Below are 19,984 nucleotides of genomic sequence, written 5' to 3' on the forward strand. Positions count from 1 at the left end.
GCTGAGACCACGGAGCGGGACGTGACCGAGGACGGTCAGGTGGAGGACACCCGACGGCCTGCCTATGGCCCGGGGCGAGTGCTGATCTTCGTCTACGGCGTCTTCGCGGTCAGTGCCACGGCGCGCGCCTCGGTGCAGCTGATCCGGGACGCCAGCGAGGCGCCGGTGGCGTACTCGCTGTCCGCACTCTCCGCTCTGGTGTACATCGTGGCCACCGTGGCGATGGCGCACAATGGCCGCCGGATGCGCCGCCTGGCCTGGGGCGCCGTGACCTTCGAGCTGGTCGGGGTGATCACGGTGGGTCTGCTCTCGCTGACCCATCCCGAGCTGTTCCAGCACGCCTCGGTGTGGTCGAAGTTCGGCGCGGGGTACGGCTACGTTCCCGCAGTGCTGCCGGTGCTGGGCCTGTTCTGGATGTGGCGGTCCTCGCCGGCACGCATCGCGCACAGCTGAACGGTTCGGCGCGGGGTACGGCTTCGTGCCCGCCCGGCGCTGCCGATCCACTGATCCACCCCTCGCCGCCGATCCACTAGCCCCGAATACGCAGTGGCATCGGTAATCACTGCGTATCTCGGGCACGTCAATGGGGGTTCGAGCTGGCGGCGGGAAACGCATTAGGCTCGCATCCGTGCCCCGGATCTACGACACACTCTTCCGCCTCGGCTTCACCCGACTGGACGCTGAGCAAGCCCACCACCTCGCTGGGGCGCTGATCCGGGTGGCGGGTGCGACGCCTCCGCTGCGCGGTGCAGTGCGGGCCTCGTTCGGCAGGCCCGCCGGGGCTGCCGGCGAACCGATGACGCTGTTCGGCCGCGAGGTCTACGGCCCGCTCGGCGTGGCCGCCGGTTTCGACAAGAACGCGACGATGGCCGCCGGCCTGGGTGCCCTCGGCTTCGCATTCGTGGAGATCGGCACTGTGACCGCCAGGCCCCAGCCCGGCAACGAGAAGCCGCGGCTGCACCGGGTAATCGAGCGCTCCGCACTGGTGAACCGGATGGGCTTCAACAACGCCGGCGCACACGCGGCCGCCCGCCGGCTAGCCCGGCTGCGCCGCACCCCGCACGGGCGCCGGCTGGTGCTCGGGGCGAACATCGGCAAGACGAAGCTGACCCCGGCGAGTGACGCCGTCGCCGACTACGTCACCAGCGCCCGTGCCGTGGCCCCGCACGTGGACTACCTGGTGGTGAACGTCTCCTCCCCGAACACGCCGGGCCTGCGGGACCTGCAACAGACCGAAGCGCTGCGCCCGATCCTCGCCGCTGTGCGGGACGCCGCTACCGCCGCTGCCGCGCGGGAGGTGCCGGTGCTGGTGAAGATCGCACCGGACCTGGCCGATGCCGATGTCGACGGCGTTGCTCACCTGGCGAGCGAGCTCGGCCTGGCCGGGGTGGTCGCCGTGAACACCACGATCGCTCACGAGTACGGCGCCGGCGGGCTGTCCGGCGCACCGTTGGTCGATCGCGGAGTGGAGGTGGTCCGCCGGGTGCGCCGCGTGCTCGGGGACGACGCTGTGGTGATCGGGGTGGGCGGCATCTCCACCGAGAACGACGCTCGCCGCTATCTGGACGCCGGCGCGACCGCCGTGCAGGCCTACACCGCGTTCATCTACCGCGGACCGGCGTGGCCAGGCCGGTTGAACCGGGCGCTCGCGCGGCGCTGAGGAAGGAGCGGGGACACCCGATCCGCCCCGCACGCCGGTGAGGAAGGAGCGGGCGACACCCGATCCGCCCCGCACGGCGCCGCCCGCAGTGGCTCGGCGCCGAGCGAGGACCGGATGCTCAGACCAGCCGGATGCTCAGACCAGCCGCTCCTTGGGAGAGATGTCATAGGTGTGCTGCGGGTCGCGCACCACGGAGTCGCCGAGGATCTCGTCGATCCGAGTCATCAGTTCCGCAGGGATTTCCACCCCTGAGGCGGCCACGTTCTCGGCCACCTGCTCCGGACGGGAGGCGCCGATCAGCGCCGCGGCCACGTTCCGGTTCTGCAGCACCCAGGCGACCGCCAGCTGCGCCATCGTCAGGTTGAGCTCCTCGGCCACCGGCCGCAGGTCCTGCACCCGGCGGAGCAGCTCCTCGCGGCCGAGGAGACCGGAGATCATCTTCGCCCCGCCCTTGGTGTCGGCGGCCCGAGTGCCCTCTGGCGCCGCCTGCCCGGGCAGGTACTTCCCGGTGAGGATGCCCTGCGCCACCGGCGACCAGACGATCTGGGAGATGCCGAGATCCTCACTCGCGGGCACCACCTTCTCCTCGATCACCCGCCACACCATCGAGTACTGCGGCTGGGAGGAGATCAGCTGGATCCCCAGGTCACGGGCCAGCGCGTGCCCGGCGCGCAGCTGCTCCGCCGTCCACTCGCTGACCCCGATGTAGAGCGCCTTGCCGGAGCGCACCACGTCAGCGAACGCCTGCATGGTCTCTTCCAGCGGCGTGGCGTGGTCGAAGCGGTGAGCCTGGTAGAGGTCCACGTAATCGGTGCCGAGCCGGCGCAGCGAGCCGTTGATCGACTCCATGATGTGCTTGCGGGACAGACCAGTGTCGTTCGGTCCCTTCGGGCCGGTGGGGAAGTAGACCTTGGTGAAGATCTCTAAGCTCTCCCGGCGCTGGTCGGCCAGCGCCGCGCCGAGCACTTCCTCCGCCCGGGTGTTCGCGTAGGTGTCCGCGGTGTCGAACGTGGTGATGCCGGCATCCAGTGCGGCCTGCACACATTGCGCGGCGGTCTCGTTCTCCACCTGCGAGCCGTGGGTGAGCCAGTTGCCGTAGGTGATCTCACTGATCTTCAGGCCGGAGTGGCCGAGGTGTCGAAAGCGCATGCCCCGATCTTACGACCGGCTCAGACGGGGAACTCGCCGCGCTTGACCTGCGGTTTGGGCAGCCGGGTGCGCCGGATCTGGAACACCCGCATCGCGACGTACATCACTGCACCCTTGCGTGCCCCGTCGCCGAACTTCTCCACGGCCTTGCGGCGCACCCGGTAGCCGAGCAGCACGGCGTCGATCAGGGCGATGAACATCACGATGTACAGCCCGTAGAAGGCGCCGGTGGCCACCACCACCGGGATCGGCAGGAACGAGGCGAGCAGCAGGATCACCACGATCAGCACTGCCAGCGGCATGAACGCCTCACCGATGCTCCAGCGGGCGTCCACGTAGTCACGCAGGAACCGGCGGGCGCGCCCGCGGTGCTGGGCGGGCAGGTACTGGTCGTTACCGGTGACCATCGCCTCGTCCATCTTCGCCCGCGCCGAGGCCATCTTCTCCCGCTGGGCGCGGCGCGCGGCAGCACGGTCGCTGGGCACCAGGGGTCGCTTGTTGCGCGCCTCGGAGACCTTCCGCTTCGGTGTGGGGCGACCCTTGCCTATCGGCTCGGGTTCCTCCACCGCAGTGGGCTCCGCCGTTTCCTTCTTCCGTCCGAACACACCATGCAGACTAATCGAGACCAGCGGGCGCTGGGAGCCACGATCGCCACCGGCGCAATCTCGCAGCGGCCCTCCCGGCACCCGCCGGGTCCCTCACCAGTGCGTGGGCGGCTCCGCGGTCGGTTCGAAGTGCAGCTCCCGCCGTACCCGCACGCACGCCTGCGCCGAGTCCAGCCGTTCGACCAGGTGCAGGGCCAGGTCCACGGCATGGCCACCGGCCGCACAGGTCACCAGGTCGCCGTCGTCGACTGTGCTGGCCGCCGTGTCCAGCAGCGCACCCGGCTCCACGGACAGCAGCTCACCGGCCAGATCCGGATGCACGGTCACCGCTCGCCCGGCCATCAGCCCGGCGGCCGCCAACGGCAGGCAGCCGGCGCCGAGGGCTGCCAGCATCGGTGTCCGGTGGCGCACCCGGCGCAACCAGCCCAGGTACTGCGGATCCCGGGTCAGCCGTCGCGCTCCTGGCCCGCCCGGGTGGATCAGCACGTGCAGGTGCTCGAACTCCGCCGGGGCAGCAGTGGGTACCAGGTCCAGGCCTGCATCGCAGCGCACCGGCTCCCCGTCCCGGGAGATCAGCAGGACGTCCGGATGCGTGGACGCCGAGCGTGCCCAGGTGGACAGCACCGCGTGCGGGCCGACGATTCCCAGCTCATCCGCCCCGTCGAACAGCACGATGCCCACACGCACCGGCGAGTGTGTGCCCACCGCACGGATGCTGCCACAGCCGCCGCCACCGTGCGAGTGGGGGAGGATGGGGGCATGCACGTGCTGATCGCTCCCGAGTCCATCGCCCCGATGCTCTCGGCGGTGGACACTGCAGCCGCGCTGGCCGCACCCTGGCGGGAAGCCGGGCACCAGGTGCGGGAGATGCCACTGGGCACCGGCGCGACCGGCCTGATCGACGCCGTCTCGGCAGCCAAGGGTGGGACGACGCACCCGGTAGCAGTCCGCGGTCCGCACGCGGTTGCTGAGATGCTGCTCGTCGAGCGCACGGCGTTCCTGGAGGCCGGACCGGTGCTGGCCGGGGCTCCACAGCCGGACGCCCACGGTCTGCTGGGCAGCACGGCGCCGGTCGCCGAGCTGCTGTTGGCAGCCCAGCAGGCCGGGGCCACCCGGATGGTCCTGGGCCTGGGGGCCACCGCGATGCACGACGGCGGAGCAGGCGTGCTCTCCCGTCTCGCCGAGGCCTTCGGGTGCTCAGCCGAACCGTCCGCGGACACGCTGACCGCGCTGCGGAACGGTGTGGCGGGACTGCAGATCGACGTCGCCGCGGGCACCGACCTGCCACTGCTCGGACTGCATGGTGCCGGTGCGGCGCTGGCCCGGTATCCCGGCCTGGACGCGACGATCGCGCAACGAGCGGAGAACCGGGTGGGCGAGCAGGTCTCCGCCTGGGAGCGGGCCGATGCCGGCACTGTGCGGCACAGCCTGCTCACCGGCGACCGGGCACCGCGCCCCGGACGGGCTCCGCATTCTGGCGCCGGCGGGGGAGCGGGCTTCGCCCTCGCCCTGCTCGGCGCCCGGCTACTGCCCGGTACGGAGCTGGTGGCCGCCGAGGTAGGCCTGGCCGAGGCGGTGGCCGAGGCCGATCTGGTGATCACCGCGGCACCGGCTCTGGACGGCGACGCGATGCACGACGGGGTGCCGGCGGTCGTCGGCCAGAGCGCGATGGAGGTCGGGCTGCCCGTGGTGGCGATCGGGTGGGAGGTGCACACCTCCCGGCGCGACGGTGCCCGGGTGGGGATCTCCGCGACCTACCCCGTGATCGAGGCGAGGATGCCGGGCAGCCAGGCTCCGCCGTCGCCGGATCCGTTGACCGCCTTGCGGGCGCGCGGCGTGCGGATCGTGAAGACCTGGGCGCAGTGACGTAGTCTGGGAGATGTCAGGTTCACCAGCCGGCGGAACAATCCCGGCCCGGCGCGTGTTCACCCCTGGCGAAGAGACCGGCCCGCCGGTGCGAACGAGCCTCGGAGATACAGATGTCGCAGACCACCACCCCCACTGAGGAGCTCAGTCACGAAGTCGCCCTGACCGACCTCGCCGCCGGCAAGGTCAAGGCGCTGCTCAACCAGGAGGGCCGCGACGACCTGCGGCTGCGCGTCGCTGTGCAGCCGGGTGGCTGTTCCGGCCTGATCTACCAGCTCTACTTCGACGAGCGCATGCTCGACGGTGACGCGGTCCGCGACTACGAAGGTGTCGAGGTGATCGTGGACAAGATGAGCGTCCCCTACCTGGCCGGCGCCACCATCGACTTCGCCGACACGATCGAGAAGCAGGGCTTCACCATCGACAACCCGAACGCCGGCGGATCCTGCGCCTGCGGCGACTCCTTCCACTGAGCCGCCCGCGGCGACCCACACAGAGCATCACCACGGCCGCGTCGCTCCTCGCCGAGCGGCGCGGCCGTGGTGTGTCCGACCACGGCGGCCCCGGCGCCGCACCCGTAACGAGACGAGAGACCACGTGATCCGAACCCGACTTCTGCCCGGCCTGCTGGCCACCCTCACCTGCGCCGCTCTGGTGGCGGGTTGCGGCTCCGAGGATCCAGGGCCGGACCCGACCGGCCCGGCAGGCAGCGAGTCCCCGAGCGCGGAGGCGTCGGCCGATGGCGCCGGCGAGGCAGAGGGGGCGGGGGACGGTTCGGGCGAGGCCGGGACGGCACTGCCGGAGGCCACCGGGGAGTTCGGCGACGCCCCCGAGTTCACCTTCCCCGAGTCCGCACCGCCGGCGGACCTGCAGGTGGAGGTGCTCAGCGAGGGCGACGGGCCGATGGTGCAGCCCGGTGCGGCAGTGCTCGCCCACTACGCCGGGATCGTCTGGGGCGGCGACACCACGTTCGACGACTCCTACAGCCGCGGTGCGGCGTCCATGTTCTCCCTCAGTGGTGTGGTGCAGGGCTGGACCGAGGGCATCCCGGAGCACCCGGTCGGCTCGCGACTGCTGATCTCCATCCCGCCCGACCTGGGCTACGGACCCAGCGGCGGCAACCCGCAAGCCGGGATCGGTGCCGAGGACACGATCGTGTTCGTCGTCGACGTGGTGGAGACCTACAACCCGGACATGACCGGCCAGGAGGACGCGACGGTGCAGACGGAGGCCGCAGAACTGCCGGTGGAGGTCGCTGGTGAGCTGGGGGAGCCGGCCACCGTGACCATCCCGGAAGACGCTGAGGAACCGGCCGAGCTGGAGGTGATCACCCTGGCCGAGGGCAGCGGTGACCCGGTCGCCGCCGGCGATCAGGTGGCCCTCGCCTACGCCGTGGACTCGTGGGACGGGTCGATGCAGGGCAGCAGCTGGCCGAGCGACTCCGCAGAGGGCACCGGCCCGTTCGCGGCGGCTGCCGGTCAGGGCTCGATCGTGGACGCCGTGGTGGACATTCCGGTGGGATCGCGAGTCCTTCTCCTGGTCCCTGGCAACGAGCAACAGCCGGCGACTGCCTACGTCGTGGATGTGCTGGGCGCGGCCTAGTCCCACCCCGCGGCGGAACCGTCCCGATCGGGGCGACTTCCGGGTGCGTCCTGGCGGCCGGAGGGCCCGGTTCGGGATAGGGTAGGGCCTGACCGGTGCGGATGCGCGCGGATGCCGTTGGAGGTACGCGGGTGCAGACGAATCGGGACCTAAGTTGGTGAGACGTTGGAAGGCTTGAAGATCGTGCCATCGCCCTCTTCCCGATCCAGGAGGCGCCGCGCTGCGACCCTCGGCGGAGTCGGGCTCCTCGCGGCTCTCGTCCTGAGCGGCTGTTCTACCGAGCGGGTGGCTCGTGGGTGGATGCCCTCCGACCCCGGCATCACCGAGCACACCGAGGGGATCCTCAACCTCTGGACCGGGTCCTGGATCGCTGCCCTGGCGATCGGCGTCCTGATGTGGGCACTGATCATCTGGTGCGTGATCGTCTACCGCAAGCGCAAGGACGACAACCGTCTCCCGGTGCAGCTGCGTTACCACCTGCCGTTGGAGCTGCTCTACACGTTCGTCCCGATCGTGATGGTCGGCGTGCTGTTCTACTACACCGCCACCCTCCAGGAGGAGATCACCAACCCGGACGTCGAGCCGGACGTGCATGTGACCGTGTACGGACGCCAGTGGAGCTGGGACTTCGTCTACGAGGACGAGGACGTCTGGGACGCGGGCACGCCCGCTGAGCTGGACGGCACGATGGCCCCGGCCGGTGACCTGCCGACGCTGTACCTCCCGGTCGACCAGACCGTGGAGATCCAGCTGCGCAGCCGCGACGTGGCGCACTCCTTCTGGGTGCCGGCCTTCCTGTACAAGGAGGACCTGCTGCCCGGTGTGGAGAACGAGTTCATCATCACCCCCGGCGAGGAGGGCACCTACCTCGGTAAGTGCGCCGAGCTGTGCGGTGAGTACCACGGCAACATGCTGTTCAACGTCGAGGTGGTCTCGGCGCAGGAGTACGAGCAGCGAATGACTGAGTTGCGAGACGCCGGTCAGACCGGTGAGCTGGGTTCGGAGCTGGACCGGCAGAACGCCGCCGACGTGCCCGACCCCACGACTGTCGAGGGAGCTGACGACTGATGGCAGTCCAGGACGATGCCGCACCGGAGATCACGGAGACCACGGCGGAGCAATCCACGATCCCGGGTCTGCGTGATGAGCGGCGGACGTTGGGCCGCACGGTGGTCTCGTGGATCACCACGACCGACCACAAGACGATCGGCTACCTGTATCTGATCACCTCGTTCCTGTTCTTCTGCGTCGGCGGTGTGCTCGCGCTGCTGATCCGCGCCGAGCTGTTCGAACCGGGCGTGCAGATCGTGAACAGCTCCGAGCAGTTCAACCAGCTGTTCACGATGCACGGCACGATCATGCTGCTGCTGTTCGCGACCCCGCTGTTCGTCGGGTTCGGCAACGTCCTGGTGCCGCTGCAGATCGGTGCCCCGGACGTGGCCTTCCCCCGGCTGAACATGTTCGCCTACTGGCTGTTCCTGTTCGGTGGGCTGATGGCTGTGGCCGGGTTCCTCACCCCGCGCGGCGCCGCCAGCTTCGGCTGGACCGGGTATGCCCCGCTCGCGGATGCCACCTACAGCGCCGGCCTCGGCGGCGACCTGTGGGTGATGGGTCTGGCGATGACCGGGTTCGGCACGATCTTCGCCTCGGTCAACTTCATCACCACCATCCTGTGCATGCGCATGCCTGGGATGACGATGTTCCGGATGCCGATCTTCACCTGGAACATCCTGCTCACCTCGGTGCTCGCACTGATGGCGTTCCCGGTGCTGGCCTCTGCTCTGTTCGGTCTGGCCTCCGACCGTATCCTCGGCTCGCAAATCTTTGCCGCGAGCAACGGGGGAGTGATGCTCTGGCAACACCTGTTCTGGTTCTTCGGCCATCCAGAGGTCTATATCATCGCGTTGCCGTTCTTCGGCATTATCACCGAGATCCTGCCGGTGTTCTCCCGCAAGCCCGTGTTCGGCTATCTCGGCTTGGTGATCGCGACCATCTCGATCGCCGGACTGTCCACCACGGTGTGGGCGCACCACATGTACTCCACCGGTCCGGTGCTGCTGCCGTTCTTCTCGGTGATGACGATGCTGATCGCGGTGCCGACCGGGGTGAAGTTCTTCAACTGGGTGGGCACGATGTGGCGCGGGAAGCTGACGTTCCAGTCGCCGATGCTCTGGTCGATCGGCTTCCTGGTGACGTTCCTGTTCGGTGGTCTGACCGGTGTGATCCTGGCCAGCCCGCCGCTGGATTTCCACGTCACCGACACCTACTTCGTGGTGGCGCACTTCCACTACGTGGTGTTCGGCACGGTCGTGTTCGCGATGTTTGCCGGGTTCTACTTCTGGTGGCCGAAGTTCACCGGGAAGATGCTCGACGACCGGCTGGGCAAGGTGCACTTCTGGATGCTGTTCTTCGGCTTCCACGGCACGTTCCTGATCCAGCACTGGCTCGGCGTGATGGGGATGCAGCGCCGGATCCCGGACTATCTGCCGGAACCGGACTTCGTCTGGATGAACCAGCTGTCCACGGTCTCCGCGGTACTGCTGGCGGTGTCCACGCTGCCGTTCCTGTGGAACGTGTACAAGACCTGGCGGCACGCGCCCAAGGTCACCGTGGACGATCCGTGGGGTCACGCCAACTCGCTCGAGTGGGCGACCTCCTGTCCACCGCCGCGGCACAACTTCGTCACCTTGCCACGGGTGCGTTCGGAACGCCCAGCCTTCGACCTGCACCACCCCGAGGTGGCGGCGCTGGACCACGCCGAGCCTGAGCCGGCGCTGATGGGCGGCGAGCCGAGCAGCTCGTCGGAAAGGAAGGACCGATGAGCGTCAAGGTGCGCGCCCCGCGGCAGACCAAGTCCCACCACCCGCGGACCGACCCGTACAAGCCGATGCGGCCGGAGGCGATCTTCTTCATCGCCCTGGTGGCCTTCTTCCTGCCGGTGTTCCTCATCTACGGGTTCTGGTCCTCCTGGGAGCCGGTCGGCTCAACCGTCCTGCTGCTGTGCGTGGGCCTGTGGGGGCTCACCGGGTTCTACCTGATGCTGGTCAGCCGGCGGATCGACCCACGTCCCGAGGACAACCCGGTGGCCGAAGTGGCCGAGGGCGCCGGCGAGTACGGCACGTTCTCCCCGTGGAGCTGGTGGCCGCTGGTGATCGGGCTCGGGGTGACCTTCGCGTTCCTCGGCGCCGCCGCCGGCTGGTGGCTGACCGGCATCGGCTTCGTGATCGGCCTGGGCGGACTGGTCGGCCACGTGCTCGAGTACAGCCGCGGCCCGCACGCGCACTGAGCCACCACTGGTCCGTCCGGCGCGAGTCGGGCAACGAGGCGACGCCCGCCCACCGGGTGCCCGGTTCGAGTTGCCCCAGATGCGCAGTGTCGGACGACGGCCTTGCGCATCTGGGGCAGTTCGATGGGGGCGCGCTCAGCTCAGCGCCGGGTGAGCGGACTAAGCCACGCGAGCTGCGCCGTCAGGGGAGTGCGCCCTGTGCGCCCCTACGCCTGGGGCGAGACCTTATGCCACGCGAGCTGCGCCGTCGGCGGAATGCGGTTGGCCCACCCACGTCCGGCGGACCAACCGCCCGCCGGCGTCCTCCACCGCTCTCCCGAACGACTGGCATCTGCCCACGCCGCACCAGCGGACGTTCGGTGCACCCTGCGGACACACCTCGGCCCCCGCACCGACGAGTCGGTACAGGGGCCGTGAGAGCGCTCAGCGTGGCCGAGGCGCCCGAGGGTGGCGGCGTCAGACGGTGCTGTGCGCGCGAGCCTTCTCGAAGCGGGCAGCCACGTCCTGCCAGTTGGCGATGTTCCAGAACGCCTTGACGTAGTCCGCCTTGACGTTCAGGTAGTCCAGGTAGAACGCGTGCTCCCACATGTCCAGCATCAGCAGCGGGGTGATCGACACCGGCACGTTCGCCTGCTGGTCGAAGAGCTGGAAGATCGCCAGGCGCTGGCCCAGGCTGTCCCAGCCGAGCACCGACCAGCCCGAGCCCTGGATGCCGGTGGCGTTGGCCGTGAAGTGCGCCTGGAACGCCTCGAAGGAGCCGAAGAACTCCTTCACCGCTGCGGCGAGCTCACCGTCCGGCTGACCGCCGCCGTCGGGGGAGAGGTTGTTCCAGAAGATGGTGTGGTTGATGTGCCCACCGAGGTTGAACGCGAGGTTCTTCTCCAGCAGGTTCACCGCGGCCAGATCACCGCTGTCGCGCGCAGCCTCAAGCTTCTCCAGCGCGGCGTTCGCACCCTGCACGTAGGTGTTGTGGTGCTTGTCATGGTGAAGCTGCATGATCTTGCCGGAGATGTGCGGCTCGAGCGCCGCGTAGTCGTAAGGCAGGTCAGGAAGCGTGTACTGCGCCATCGGGTTCCTCCCAGTCGTCGTGGCCTTGCTGCTGCACGGCCACGCAGTCTGCGCCCGCCGTGCTCACCGGCACGGATCAGAATCCGATCGCCTGCCGGAGGGTTAGTGTCACCCCCACTTTAGGCACGTTCTCAGTGGGTGCGCGCTTCAAGCTGTTCCGTCTCAGATCCCTCGAGCTGATCGTGCTCCCCGTGGGACTGCGCCGCTGCCAGCTCGGCCGGGGTGACCGGCTCGATCCGGTCCTCGTAGAAGAACTGGGACAGCCGCCGCCGGCGCTTGTCCTTCTCGAACCCGGGCCGAGCCACACCGTTGGCGTCCTCGGCCGGCTCGATCTCCAGCGGGGCGGGGGAGTGATGGCTGACCAGCACCCACCGCTCGTAGGAGTCCAGCGGCTTGTGCACCTCGATGAACTCCCCGGAGGCGAACCGCACCACCCGGCCGGTCTCGTGCCCGTGCAGGGCGAGCTCACGGTCCTTGCGCTGCAGGCCGTAGCAGATCCGCCGGGTGATCATGAACGTGACCACCGGGAGCACGAAGAACAGGATCCGGAAGATCCAGGTGATCAGGTTCAGCGAGACGTTGAAGTGCGTGGAGATCAGGTCGTTCGAACCGGCGCCGATCAGCACGAACCAGATGCTCAGGAAGCCCGCACCGAGGGCGGTGCGAGTGGCGGCGTTGCGTGGCCGGTCCAGCAGGTGGTGCTCACCTCTGTCCTTGGTGACCGCCCCCTCGATGAACGGGTACAGCGCCAGGAAAGTGAACAGCAGCCCCGGTATCACCACACCCGGGACGAGGATGTTCAGCGACAGCGTGTAGCCCCCGATCACGAACTCCCAGCCGGGCATCAGCCGCAGGGAGCCCTCGAGGAAGAGCATGTACCAGTCCGGCTGCGCCCCGGCGCCGACGATCGAGGGGTCATACGGTCCGTACGCCCACACCGAGTTGATGCTCATCGTGGCCCCCATCAGGGCGATCACGCCGAACACGATGAAGAAGAAGCCACCGGCCTTGGCGGTGTACACCGGGAACAACGGGAAACCGACCACGTTCTTCTCGGTCCGGCCCGGACCGGGGTACTGGGTGTGCTTGTGCCAGACCACCAGGAACAGGTGCACGGCGATCAGCGCGAGGATCAACGCCGGGACCAGCAGGATATGCACGGTAAACAGCCGCGGAATGATATCCGTTCCCGGGAACTCACCGCCGAAGAGGCCGTAGCTGCCGTAGCTGCCGATGATCGGGATGGCCCGGAGCACACCGTCGGCGATCCGCAGGCCGTTCCCGGAGAGCACGTCGTCCGGCAGGGAGTAGCCGGAGAACCCGGCGAGCAGGCCCATGATCAGCAGCAGGAACCCAACCAGCCAGTTCAGCTCGCGGGGCCGGCGGAACGCGCCGGTGAAGAAGTTCCGCAGCATGTGGATGACCATCGAGCCGACGAACAGCAACGCGGCCCAGTGGTGGATCTGCCGCATCAGCAACCCACCGCGCACGTGGAACGAGATGTCCAACGTGGAGGCGAACGCCTCGGACATCCCCAGCCCCTGCATGGTGACCGGCAGTGCGTCCTCGGGGTAGGTCGTGTGCGCCATGCTCGGCACGAAGAACATGGTCAGGAACGTGCCGGAGATCAGCAGCACGATGAAGCTGTACAGCGCGATCTCGCCGAGCAGGAAGGACCAGTGGTCCGGGAAGATCTTCCGGGCGAACTCCTTGACGATCTTGGAGATACCTACGCGTGTGTCGAGGAAGTCGGCGGTGGCGGCGAGCCGCGGATCCGGCTTCTGCGCGGGCGCGTCAGTTCCGGCGCTCATTTCTGCTGCTCCCAATAGCTCGGTCCGACAGGCTCGGTGAAGTCACTCTGCGCGTAGAGGTAACCGTCCTCGTCGACGGCGATCGGCAGCTGGGGCAGCGGCCGTTTCGCCGGGCCGAAAATCACCTTGGCCTGGTCGGTGATGTCAAAGGTGGACTGGTGACACGGGCAGAGCACGTGGTGGGTCTGCTGCTCGTACAGCGCCACCGGACAGCCCACGTGGGTGCACACCTTGGAGTACGCGACGATCCCGTCGTAGGACCAGTCCTTCTTCTCTTCCGGCTCCTTGAGCAGACCCGGGTCCAGGCGCATCAGGATGACGATCGCCTTGGTCTTCTCCTCGAGGAAGTGCGGTTCATCCTCCAACCGCCACGGCTGGACGTGCACCATCGAGCCGCGGGTGACGTCGGAGGCCTTGATCCGCCGGTCGGTCGGGTCGGTCGCCAGGTAGCGGCGACCGCCGCCCGGAGCGGAGGCCCACGCGGTGTACCGGAACTTCGACACGTTCCAGTCGGCGCCGAGGTTGCCCACCAGCGGTACCAGGAAGGCCAGCGGTGCGATCGCCACCGCGGTGCCGAGAGCACCCTTGAGCATCGGTCGGCGGGCGATGCTGGAGTCCGCGACGCCCTCGGTCATGATGTCCACGGCTTCGGCCCGGGCGGCGTCGTCTCCCCGCTGGGGGTGGCGCTCCTCGACCTTCTCGTGGTCGTTCATCAGGCTCTTCGCCCAGTGCACCGCGGCCACACCGATGCCGAGCGCGCCGAGGCCCAGGCCAAGCCCGATCACCAGGGTGGACATCCGGACGTTACCGGCGTCGGTGCCGTCCACCGGGAAGGCGAAGTAGCCCCAGATCCCGGCGATGGTGGCCAGGATGGAGATCACGAACAGGACGACGACCTGGCGCTCGGAGCGCTTGTTCGCCTTCGGGTCCCCATCGCCGAGCCGCGGCCGGTGCGGCGGCAAGCCCGGATTCTCGAAACGCTCCGGGTGGGCCGGATCGGGTTCCTTGTGCTGCTCGATGGTCACGACGACCGCGCTCCGATCCACACGGCGAAGCCGATCAGCAGGCCCATCCCGACGGCGAAGGCCCACAGGCCCTCGGACACCGGGCCGAGCGAACCGAGCGAGAAGCCACCGGGAGCCGGCTCACGCTGCTCCATCAGGTACGCGATGACGTCGCGCTTCTCATCCTCGGTGAGGTTGGCGTTGTTGAAGACCGGCATCGACTGCGGTCCGGTCAGCATCGCCTCGAAGATCTCGGTGGGCGTGGAGTCGTACAACGCGGGCGCATGCTTGCCGTTGGTCAGCGCACCGCCGGCACCGACGGCGTTGTGGCACATCGCGCAGTTGGTGCGGAACAGCTGACCGCCGAGGGTCGGGTCACCCAGCGCGGGATCGACCTGCTGCTCGCTCGGGATGCCCGGGCCGGGGCCGAGGGACGAGATGTACGCAGCCACCTGCAGCGCCTGCTCCTCGTCCAGCTGCGGAGGCTTGGCCTCGGCCTGGGGCTGGTTCGCATCCATCGGCATCCGGCCGGTGGTGATCTGGAAGTGCACGGAGGCGGCGCCCACGCCGATCAGCGACGGGGCGGTGCCGGCTCCCTCAGCGTTCAACCCGTGGCAGGTGGAACAGTTCGCGATGAACAACCGCTCACCGGCTTCGACGTCACCAGCGCTGGCCGTCTCGGCCTGAGCCGGGGAGGGCGCCAGGGCGGCGTACAGCACACCGGTGAACAACAGCGCCAGCGTCATCAGGACGACTGGCGCCAACCGGTGCCGTCTGCCTGCGGCTAAAGCCTTCACTTCTACGAATCCTCAAATCAGGTGGGGACGGACAGTTACCGGGGAGGGAGCTACAGCTGCAGCAGCGGGAGCAGGTAGATCGTGCCGAACAGCACGATCCAGACGGCGTCGACGAAGTGCCAGTAGTAGGAGACCACGAGTGCGAACGTGGCGTCCCGCTCACCGAAGCGGTGTGCGGAGAACGAGCGCAGCAGCACGAACAGGAACGCGATCAACCCGCCGAGCACGTGCAGGCCGTGGAAGCCGGTCGGGATGAAGAACACCGAGCCGTAGCTGGAGTTAGCGATGGTCAGACCCTCGTGGGCCAGTTCGGCGTACTCGAAGACCTGCCCGGCGACGAAGAACGAACCCATCAGGAAGGTCAGGATGAACCACTCCTGCATCCCCCATCGGGTCACCTGCCAGATCGGCCCGGAGCGCACCTTGCGGAACTCCTCAGCGGCCCACACCCCCAGCTGGCAGGTCACCGAGCTGAGCACCAGCACCAGGGTGTTGATCGCGGAGAAGGTGACGTTCAGGTGGTCATATCCGGCCGACCAGACCTCGGGGCCGGCGACTGCCTGGTGGGTGAAGTACATCGCGAACAGACCCGCGAAGAACATCAGCTCCGAAGAGAGCCAGACGATGGTGCCGACCTGGGTCAGATTCGGTCGGTTGACCGCCAGGTGAGGGGTACTGGGAGCAGAGGTTGCAGACGACACGATGTCATTATGGCGGTTCTTCGGCGGTGATGGGCACCTTCTGCTCGCCGTGTTGTCACTTTTCGGTGTCCCGACGCGGTAAAACCATCGACCCGCCGCCTTCCGCCGGGCGTGGGTGGTGACGTTCGGATCGGCGGCGTCACCTCGACCTCGTGCGGGCGGCCTCTGGCCTGCAGAACACCTCGTGCCAGGCGGCTAGGATGCAGGTGGAGTCGACGGCGTAACCCGCGCGCCATGCCGCGGGCCGGAAGGAACACGATGACCGCGGTAGTTCGGGAGGACGCCATGGCGCCCAAGGGTGAGCAGACCGAGCAGGAACCGGTGTCGGTGCTGCTCTACAGCGACGACGTCACGACCCGGGAGCAGGTCCTGACCGGGGTGGGCCGGCGTGCCTCCTTCGACACCCCGAAGATCCGCTGGCACGAGGCCGCCACGCCGGCCGCCGTCGTCGACTACGTGACCAACCGGGAGTACGACCTGGTGGTGCTCGACGCGGAGGCCGCCAAGCTCGGCGGGATGGGGCTGTGCCGGACCCTGAAATCGGAGGTCTACCAGTGCCCGCCGGTGCTGCTGTTGATCGCCCGCGCACAGGACGCCTGGTTGGCGGCCTGGTCCGAGGCGGACGCCGTGGTCTCGATGCCGCTGGACCCGATCGAGCTGCAGGAGACGATGGCCGACATGATCCGGCGCCGGTGAGCCATGGCGACCGGCGAGGTGACCTGGCCTGACCTGATCACCCGGCTGATCGGTGGGGGCGACCTGGCCCCGGACGAGACCAGCTGGGCGATGGACCAGGTGATGTCTGGCAACTCTCACCCGATCGCGCTGGGCGGCTTCCTGGTGGCCCTGCGGGCAAAAGGAGAGACCGTGCCCGAGGTGCGCGGCCTCGCGGATGCGATGGTGGCCCATGCGGTGCCGATCGACGTCGATCGGGACGCTGTGGACATCGTCGGCACCGGGGGAGACCGGCACCGGAGTGTCAACCTCTCGACGATGGCGGCGTTGGTGGTGGCCGGCACTGGGACGACTGTGGTCAAGCACGGCAACCGGGCCTCCTCCTCGGCCAGTGGCTCAGCGGACGTGCTGGAGGCGCTCGGAGTACGCCTGGACCTGCCGCCGGAGGAGTCGGCGCAGGTGGTGCAGAGCGCGGGTATCACCTTCCTGTTCGCGAACGCCTATCACCCCAGCTTCCGGCACGCGGCAGCGACCCGACGCGAGCTCGGGGTGGCGACGGCGTTCAACATCCTCGGCCCACTGACGAACCCGGCGCGCCCGCGCGCCAGCGCTATCGGCGTGGCCGATCCGCGGATGGCCCCCCTGGTGGCCGGAGTGTTCGCCGATCGCGCGAACTCCACCCTGGTGTTCCGCAGCGAGGACGGTCTGGACGAGATGGCCACCACCGCGCCGGTGCGGATCTGGGAGGTGACCGAGGCCGGCGGCCCGGAGATCGCCGAGCACCTGCTGGACCCTGCCGAGGTGTTCGGCCTGCCCCGGGCCACGCTGGAGGACCTGCGCGGCGCGGATCCAGCACATAACGCGCAGGTGACCCGGGACGTGCTCGCCGGCGCCGAGGGCGCGATCCGGGACACGGTGCTGCTGAATGCTGCCGCTGCGCTGGTCGCGCACGCCCGGCTGGACGGCACCACCACCGGTCCGCTCACCGATCGGCTGCTCGCCGGGTTGGAGCACGCCCGCCGATCGATCGACGACGGCGCCGCAGCGGCCACGCTGCAGGCGTGGGTGGCTGCCTCGCAGGCTGCCTAGCGCACCACGTCGTGAATCGATTCACTCGTTACTGGTGTCGGTGATTCGTGCTCCGCGGTATCGACCGGCCGAGCGGAGTAACGACCGGGCGCGCCGGCCCCGGGCGCGCCGGGTACTCGCGATCGGGCCCGCTGTACTCGCGATCGGGCGTGCCGTCCCCAGTCACCGTCGGGTACTCGTGACCGGGCCGTACCCGCGACCGGGCGCCTCAGTCGTCCAGACCGAGGGCGAAGGCTGCGTCCAGGTCGTGCCGGGAATAGGTCTGGAACGCGATGTAGGTCTGGGTGCGGACCACGCCGTCGATCTTGCTGATCCGGTCGGCGATCACCCCGGCCAGGTCTTCGTGCTGGCTCACCCGCACCACCGCGATCAGGTCCACATCACCGGTCACCGAGAACGCCTCAGTCACCCCGGGCAGCTCGGCTACTTGGCCGGCGACTTCCGGAATGCTGTCGGCTTCGGTGTCGATGAGAACGATCGCGGTAATCATGGCGGCTCCCTCGGGGACGAACGGCGGGTCAGATAGGTCCATCATGCCGTGCCCGAGAGCCTACGGCCGCGGGCTGAGACGGTCCAGGTGCCGGCCGGCACCCCGCACCGGTAGCGACCAGCCAGGCCCATCCGCCCCGTCCAGGTCAGTCTCGATCAGGCGAGTACCCGGACGTTCCAACCAGTCCGCGAGCAAGGCAGTCTCCTCGTCGCTGGCCGCCCCGGCCCGGGTCTGGCCCGGCTGCACCTGCGCGCCGGTCTCGCGGAGCGAGTCCACCACCGGCATCGGTGAGCGCCCGGGCGGGGACACGGCGGTCCCGGCGAACCGGCCGTACCGGACCAGCAGGATCTCCCAACCGCCGCCGTCGGCCCGCCGGGCGGCGAGGATCTGCCGGGCCCGCCGAAGCGGGTCGAGGCGCTCGGCGCGGGCGGCAATGCGCAGGTAGGCAAGCAGCTGGTCCCGGCGCACGGCAGCCTCCTCGAAGCGTTCCTGGGCGCTGAGCCGGGAGATCGTCGCCGTCATCGTCTGCACCACGGCATCGGCGTTGCCACCGAGGACCTGTTCGGCGCGCAGCACCCGGTCACCGTAGTCGGTGTCCGGATGCACGCACGGAGCCGAACAGCGGCCCAGCTCGAGCAGAATGCAGGCATTTGCTTGGGGCTTCGGAATGCGGGGAAGGCTGCCGGTGCAGGTGCGCAGACCGGTAGCCGCGACCATCGCCTCCACCGCTAGGGCAGCAGAAGCACGCGAGGGAAAGGGACCGATCGCCGCACCGCCATCGACCTGCGGCGCGGAGCGCGCCACGGAGAGACGCGGGTAGGCCTCAGCGGTCAGCCGTACCCAGGGCCGCCGGCCGGGTGCCTTCGATCGACGGTTGTAGCGCGGATCGTGCTCGGCGATCGCGCGCAGTTCCCGCACGGCAGCTTCCAGCGCCGTGGCACACGGGATCGGCTTGACCGCCGTCGCCAGATCGACCATCTCGCCGATCCGGGCGCGCTTCTCCGCGGCGGTGAAGTAGCTGCGCACCCGCCGGCGCAGGTTGGTGGCGGTGCCGACGTAGAGCACCTCCTGGCGAGGACCGAGGAACAGGTACACCCCAGGGCAGGTGGGCAGATCGTCCGCCAGGGTGGCCTTCCGCCGTCGCGCCGGCGGAACAGGATCGGACGCCGTGGCGAGGTCCTCGACGTGGGTGAGCCCGAGCGAGGACATCCGGGCGAACAGCCCGTGCAACACGTCCACCGTGGCCCGGGCGTCGGTCAGGGCCCGGTGGTCAGGTGTCACCTCGGTGCGGAACAGCGCCGCCAGGGTGCCGAGCTTGTGGTTGGGCGCCTCGTCCCGGGTGACCACCCGGCGGGCCAGCGCCAAGGTGTCCACCACCATCGGCCGGGGCCAGGGGAGATCGAGCCGGGCGGCGTTCGCCTTCAGGAACCCCACGTCGAAGCGGGCGTTGTGTGCTACCAGCACGGCATCGCCGACGAACTCCAGGAACGCCGGCAGCACGGTAGAGATGCGCGGCGCCGGCAGCACCATGGCATTCGTGATCCCGGTGAGCAGGGTGATCGTCGGCGGGATACCTACGCCGGGGTTGACTAGGGTCTGGAACTCCCCGACGGTCTCCCCGCCGCGGACCTTCACCGCGCCGATCTCGGTGATCGCGGACTCGTTGGCCGAGCCGCCGGTAGTTTCCAGGTCCACCACCACGAAGGTGGCGTCGAACAGAGGAGTGCCGATCTCGTCGAAGCCCAGCTGCTGGGGGAGGCCGATAGCGCCCGCACCGGCATCCGGCCGGTCGATCCGGCCACCGGGGCGGGCCGCAGTGAACAGGCTGGCGCGCATCTCGGCTCACGCTAGCCGCGGGCACCGACATTCTCGCGCGCCCCGCGCCGAGGCCCCGCCGGGAGCGCACCAGGCCACACTGGCGCCGACTGGTCAAAATCCGTTGTCCGGTGGCGATCCGGGCAACGGACTTTGGCCAGTCGCGGGGCAGGTGGCGGGCGGGTTGGGCGGTGGGCGCGTGCACCAGGGGCAGGTGGCGCCCAGATCAGCCGGGTGGCCGCGCCCGGCGCCCGTGGCACCACCGGCACCCCACGCGCGGCGCCCGTGGTACCCCCGGCACCCGGCGCCCGTGGCACCACCGGCACCCCGCGCGCCCGTGGGGCACCACCGGCACCCCCGACCTAC

20 protein-coding genes are annotated in these 19,984 nt (G+C 69.2%); 10 read left to right on the forward strand and 10 right to left on the reverse strand.

The window, feature by feature from the left end:
* Window positions 1–21: 21 nt before the first annotated feature.
* Both FU260_RS12005 and FU260_RS12010 read left to right on the forward strand, forming a co-directional pair.
* A complete protein-coding gene (locus tag FU260_RS12005) occupies window positions 22–453 on the forward strand; it encodes a hypothetical protein (RefSeq protein ID WP_147917277.1) in 432 nt (143 codons plus the stop codon).
* 184 nt (window positions 454–637) lie between these two features.
* The gene (locus tag FU260_RS12010) at window positions 638–1,660 is read left to right on the forward strand and encodes a quinone-dependent dihydroorotate dehydrogenase (protein WP_244951279.1); all 1,023 of its coding nucleotides are present in this window, start codon (window positions 638–640) and stop codon (window positions 1,658–1,660) included.
* 135 nt (window positions 1,661–1,795) lie between these two features.
* Here FU260_RS12010 and FU260_RS12015 read toward each other — a convergent pair whose 3' ends face one another.
* The 3 genes from FU260_RS12015 to FU260_RS23595 form a co-directional block, all read right to left on the reverse strand.
* Window positions 1,796–2,809 (reverse strand): aldo/keto reductase family protein, encoded by a 1,014-nt coding sequence (locus FU260_RS12015; protein WP_147917279.1) that lies wholly within the window; start codon window positions 2,807–2,809, stop codon window positions 1,796–1,798.
* A 20-nt stretch (window positions 2,810–2,829) separates the two neighbouring features.
* A complete protein-coding gene (locus FU260_RS12020) occupies window positions 2,830–3,414 on the reverse strand; it encodes a DUF3043 domain-containing protein (protein ID WP_168211761.1) in 585 nt (194 codons plus the stop codon).
* Window positions 3,415–3,507: 93 nt separating this feature from the next.
* Window positions 3,508–4,119 carry a DJ-1/PfpI family protein gene (locus FU260_RS23595; protein WP_168211762.1) on the reverse strand — a complete coding sequence of 204 codons (612 nt, stop codon included), beginning with the start codon at window positions 4,117–4,119 and terminating at the stop codon, window positions 3,508–3,510.
* A gap of 54 nt (window positions 4,120–4,173) precedes the next feature.
* Here FU260_RS23595 and FU260_RS23600 point away from each other — a divergent pair, with 54 nt between their 5' ends.
* The 6 genes from FU260_RS23600 (at window position 4,174) to FU260_RS12050 (ending at window position 10,168) form a co-directional block, all read left to right on the forward strand.
* On the forward strand, window positions 4,174–5,280 hold the full coding sequence (locus FU260_RS23600; protein WP_168211763.1) for a glycerate kinase: 1,107 nt from the start codon (window positions 4,174–4,176) through the stop codon (window positions 5,278–5,280).
* 113 nt (window positions 5,281–5,393) lie between these two features.
* Window positions 5,394–5,753, forward strand: coding sequence for an iron-sulfur cluster insertion protein ErpA (erpA, locus tag FU260_RS12030; protein WP_147917282.1), 360 nt, complete (start codon window positions 5,394–5,396; stop codon window positions 5,751–5,753).
* 124 nt (window positions 5,754–5,877) lie between these two features.
* A complete protein-coding gene (locus FU260_RS24475; protein WP_147917283.1) occupies window positions 5,878–6,882 on the forward strand; it encodes an FKBP-type peptidyl-prolyl cis-trans isomerase in 1,005 nt (334 codons plus the stop codon).
* A 183-nt stretch (window positions 6,883–7,065) separates the two neighbouring features.
* Complete coding sequence (ctaC, locus tag FU260_RS12040; protein WP_459565298.1) at window positions 7,066–7,950, forward strand: aa3-type cytochrome oxidase subunit II; 885 nt, start codon at window positions 7,066–7,068, stop codon at window positions 7,948–7,950.
* Window positions 7,950–9,704: an aa3-type cytochrome oxidase subunit I gene (gene ctaD / locus FU260_RS12045; RefSeq protein WP_147917285.1), complete on the forward strand. Its 1,755-nt coding sequence runs from the start codon at window positions 7,950–7,952 to the stop codon at window positions 9,702–9,704. Before ctaC ends, ctaD begins: the two co-directional genes overlap by 1 nt.
* On the forward strand, window positions 9,701–10,168 hold the full coding sequence (locus FU260_RS12050) for a cytochrome c oxidase subunit 4 (RefSeq protein ID WP_328593003.1): 468 nt from the start codon (window positions 9,701–9,703) through the stop codon (window positions 10,166–10,168). The genes ctaD and FU260_RS12050 overlap by 4 nt, the downstream gene beginning before the upstream one ends.
* A gap of 456 nt (window positions 10,169–10,624) precedes the next feature.
* Here the strand turns inward: FU260_RS12050 and FU260_RS12055 are convergent, their stop codons facing one another.
* From FU260_RS12055 to ctaE, 5 genes are all read right to left on the reverse strand, one after another.
* Window positions 10,625–11,236 carry a superoxide dismutase gene (locus FU260_RS12055; protein WP_147917286.1) on the reverse strand — a complete coding sequence of 204 codons (612 nt, stop codon included), beginning with the start codon at window positions 11,234–11,236 and terminating at the stop codon, window positions 10,625–10,627.
* Window positions 11,237–11,367: 131 nt separating this feature from the next.
* Entirely contained in the window at window positions 11,368–13,047 is a 1,680-nt protein-coding gene (gene qcrB / locus FU260_RS12060) for a cytochrome bc1 complex cytochrome b subunit (RefSeq protein ID WP_147917287.1), read from the reverse strand.
* Window positions 13,044–14,066 carry a cytochrome bc1 complex Rieske iron-sulfur subunit gene (gene qcrA, locus FU260_RS12065; protein ID WP_168211936.1) on the reverse strand — a complete coding sequence of 341 codons (1,023 nt, stop codon included), beginning with the start codon at window positions 14,064–14,066 and terminating at the stop codon, window positions 13,044–13,046. Before qcrA ends, qcrB begins: the two co-directional genes overlap by 4 nt.
* A 2-nt stretch (window positions 14,067–14,068) precedes the next feature.
* Window positions 14,069–14,848, reverse strand: coding sequence for a cytochrome bc1 complex diheme cytochrome c subunit (gene qcrC / locus FU260_RS12070; RefSeq protein ID WP_147917289.1), 780 nt, complete (start codon window positions 14,846–14,848; stop codon window positions 14,069–14,071).
* A 50-nt stretch (window positions 14,849–14,898) separates the two neighbouring features.
* Complete coding sequence (ctaE, locus tag FU260_RS12075; protein ID WP_147917290.1) at window positions 14,899–15,549, reverse strand: aa3-type cytochrome oxidase subunit III; 651 nt, start codon at window positions 15,547–15,549, stop codon at window positions 14,899–14,901.
* A 258-nt stretch (window positions 15,550–15,807) separates the two neighbouring features.
* Here ctaE and FU260_RS12080 point away from each other — a divergent pair, with 258 nt between their 5' ends.
* Window positions 15,808–16,245: a response regulator transcription factor gene (locus tag FU260_RS12080; protein WP_235912320.1), complete on the forward strand. Its 438-nt coding sequence runs from the start codon at window positions 15,808–15,810 to the stop codon at window positions 16,243–16,245.
* 3 nt (window positions 16,246–16,248) lie between these two features.
* Window positions 16,249–17,313: an anthranilate phosphoribosyltransferase gene (gene trpD, locus FU260_RS12085; protein WP_147917291.1), complete on the forward strand. Its 1,065-nt coding sequence runs from the start codon at window positions 16,249–16,251 to the stop codon at window positions 17,311–17,313.
* Between the two features lie 208 nt (window positions 17,314–17,521).
* Here the strand turns inward: trpD and FU260_RS12090 are convergent, their stop codons facing one another.
* The gene (locus FU260_RS12090) at window positions 17,522–17,803 is read right to left on the reverse strand and encodes an Lrp/AsnC family transcriptional regulator (RefSeq protein ID WP_147917292.1); all 282 of its coding nucleotides are present in this window, start codon (window positions 17,801–17,803) and stop codon (window positions 17,522–17,524) included.
* A gap of 60 nt (window positions 17,804–17,863) precedes the next feature.
* Window positions 17,864–19,639 (reverse strand): DEDD exonuclease domain-containing protein, encoded by a 1,776-nt coding sequence (locus FU260_RS12095; RefSeq protein ID WP_147917293.1) that lies wholly within the window; start codon window positions 19,637–19,639, stop codon window positions 17,864–17,866.
* Window positions 19,640–19,984: the final 345 nt, after the last annotated feature.

The organism is Ruania zhangjianzhongii (assembly GCF_008000995.1).
Taxonomy (GTDB): Bacteria; Actinomycetota; Actinomycetes; order Actinomycetales; family Beutenbergiaceae; genus Ruania; species Ruania zhangjianzhongii.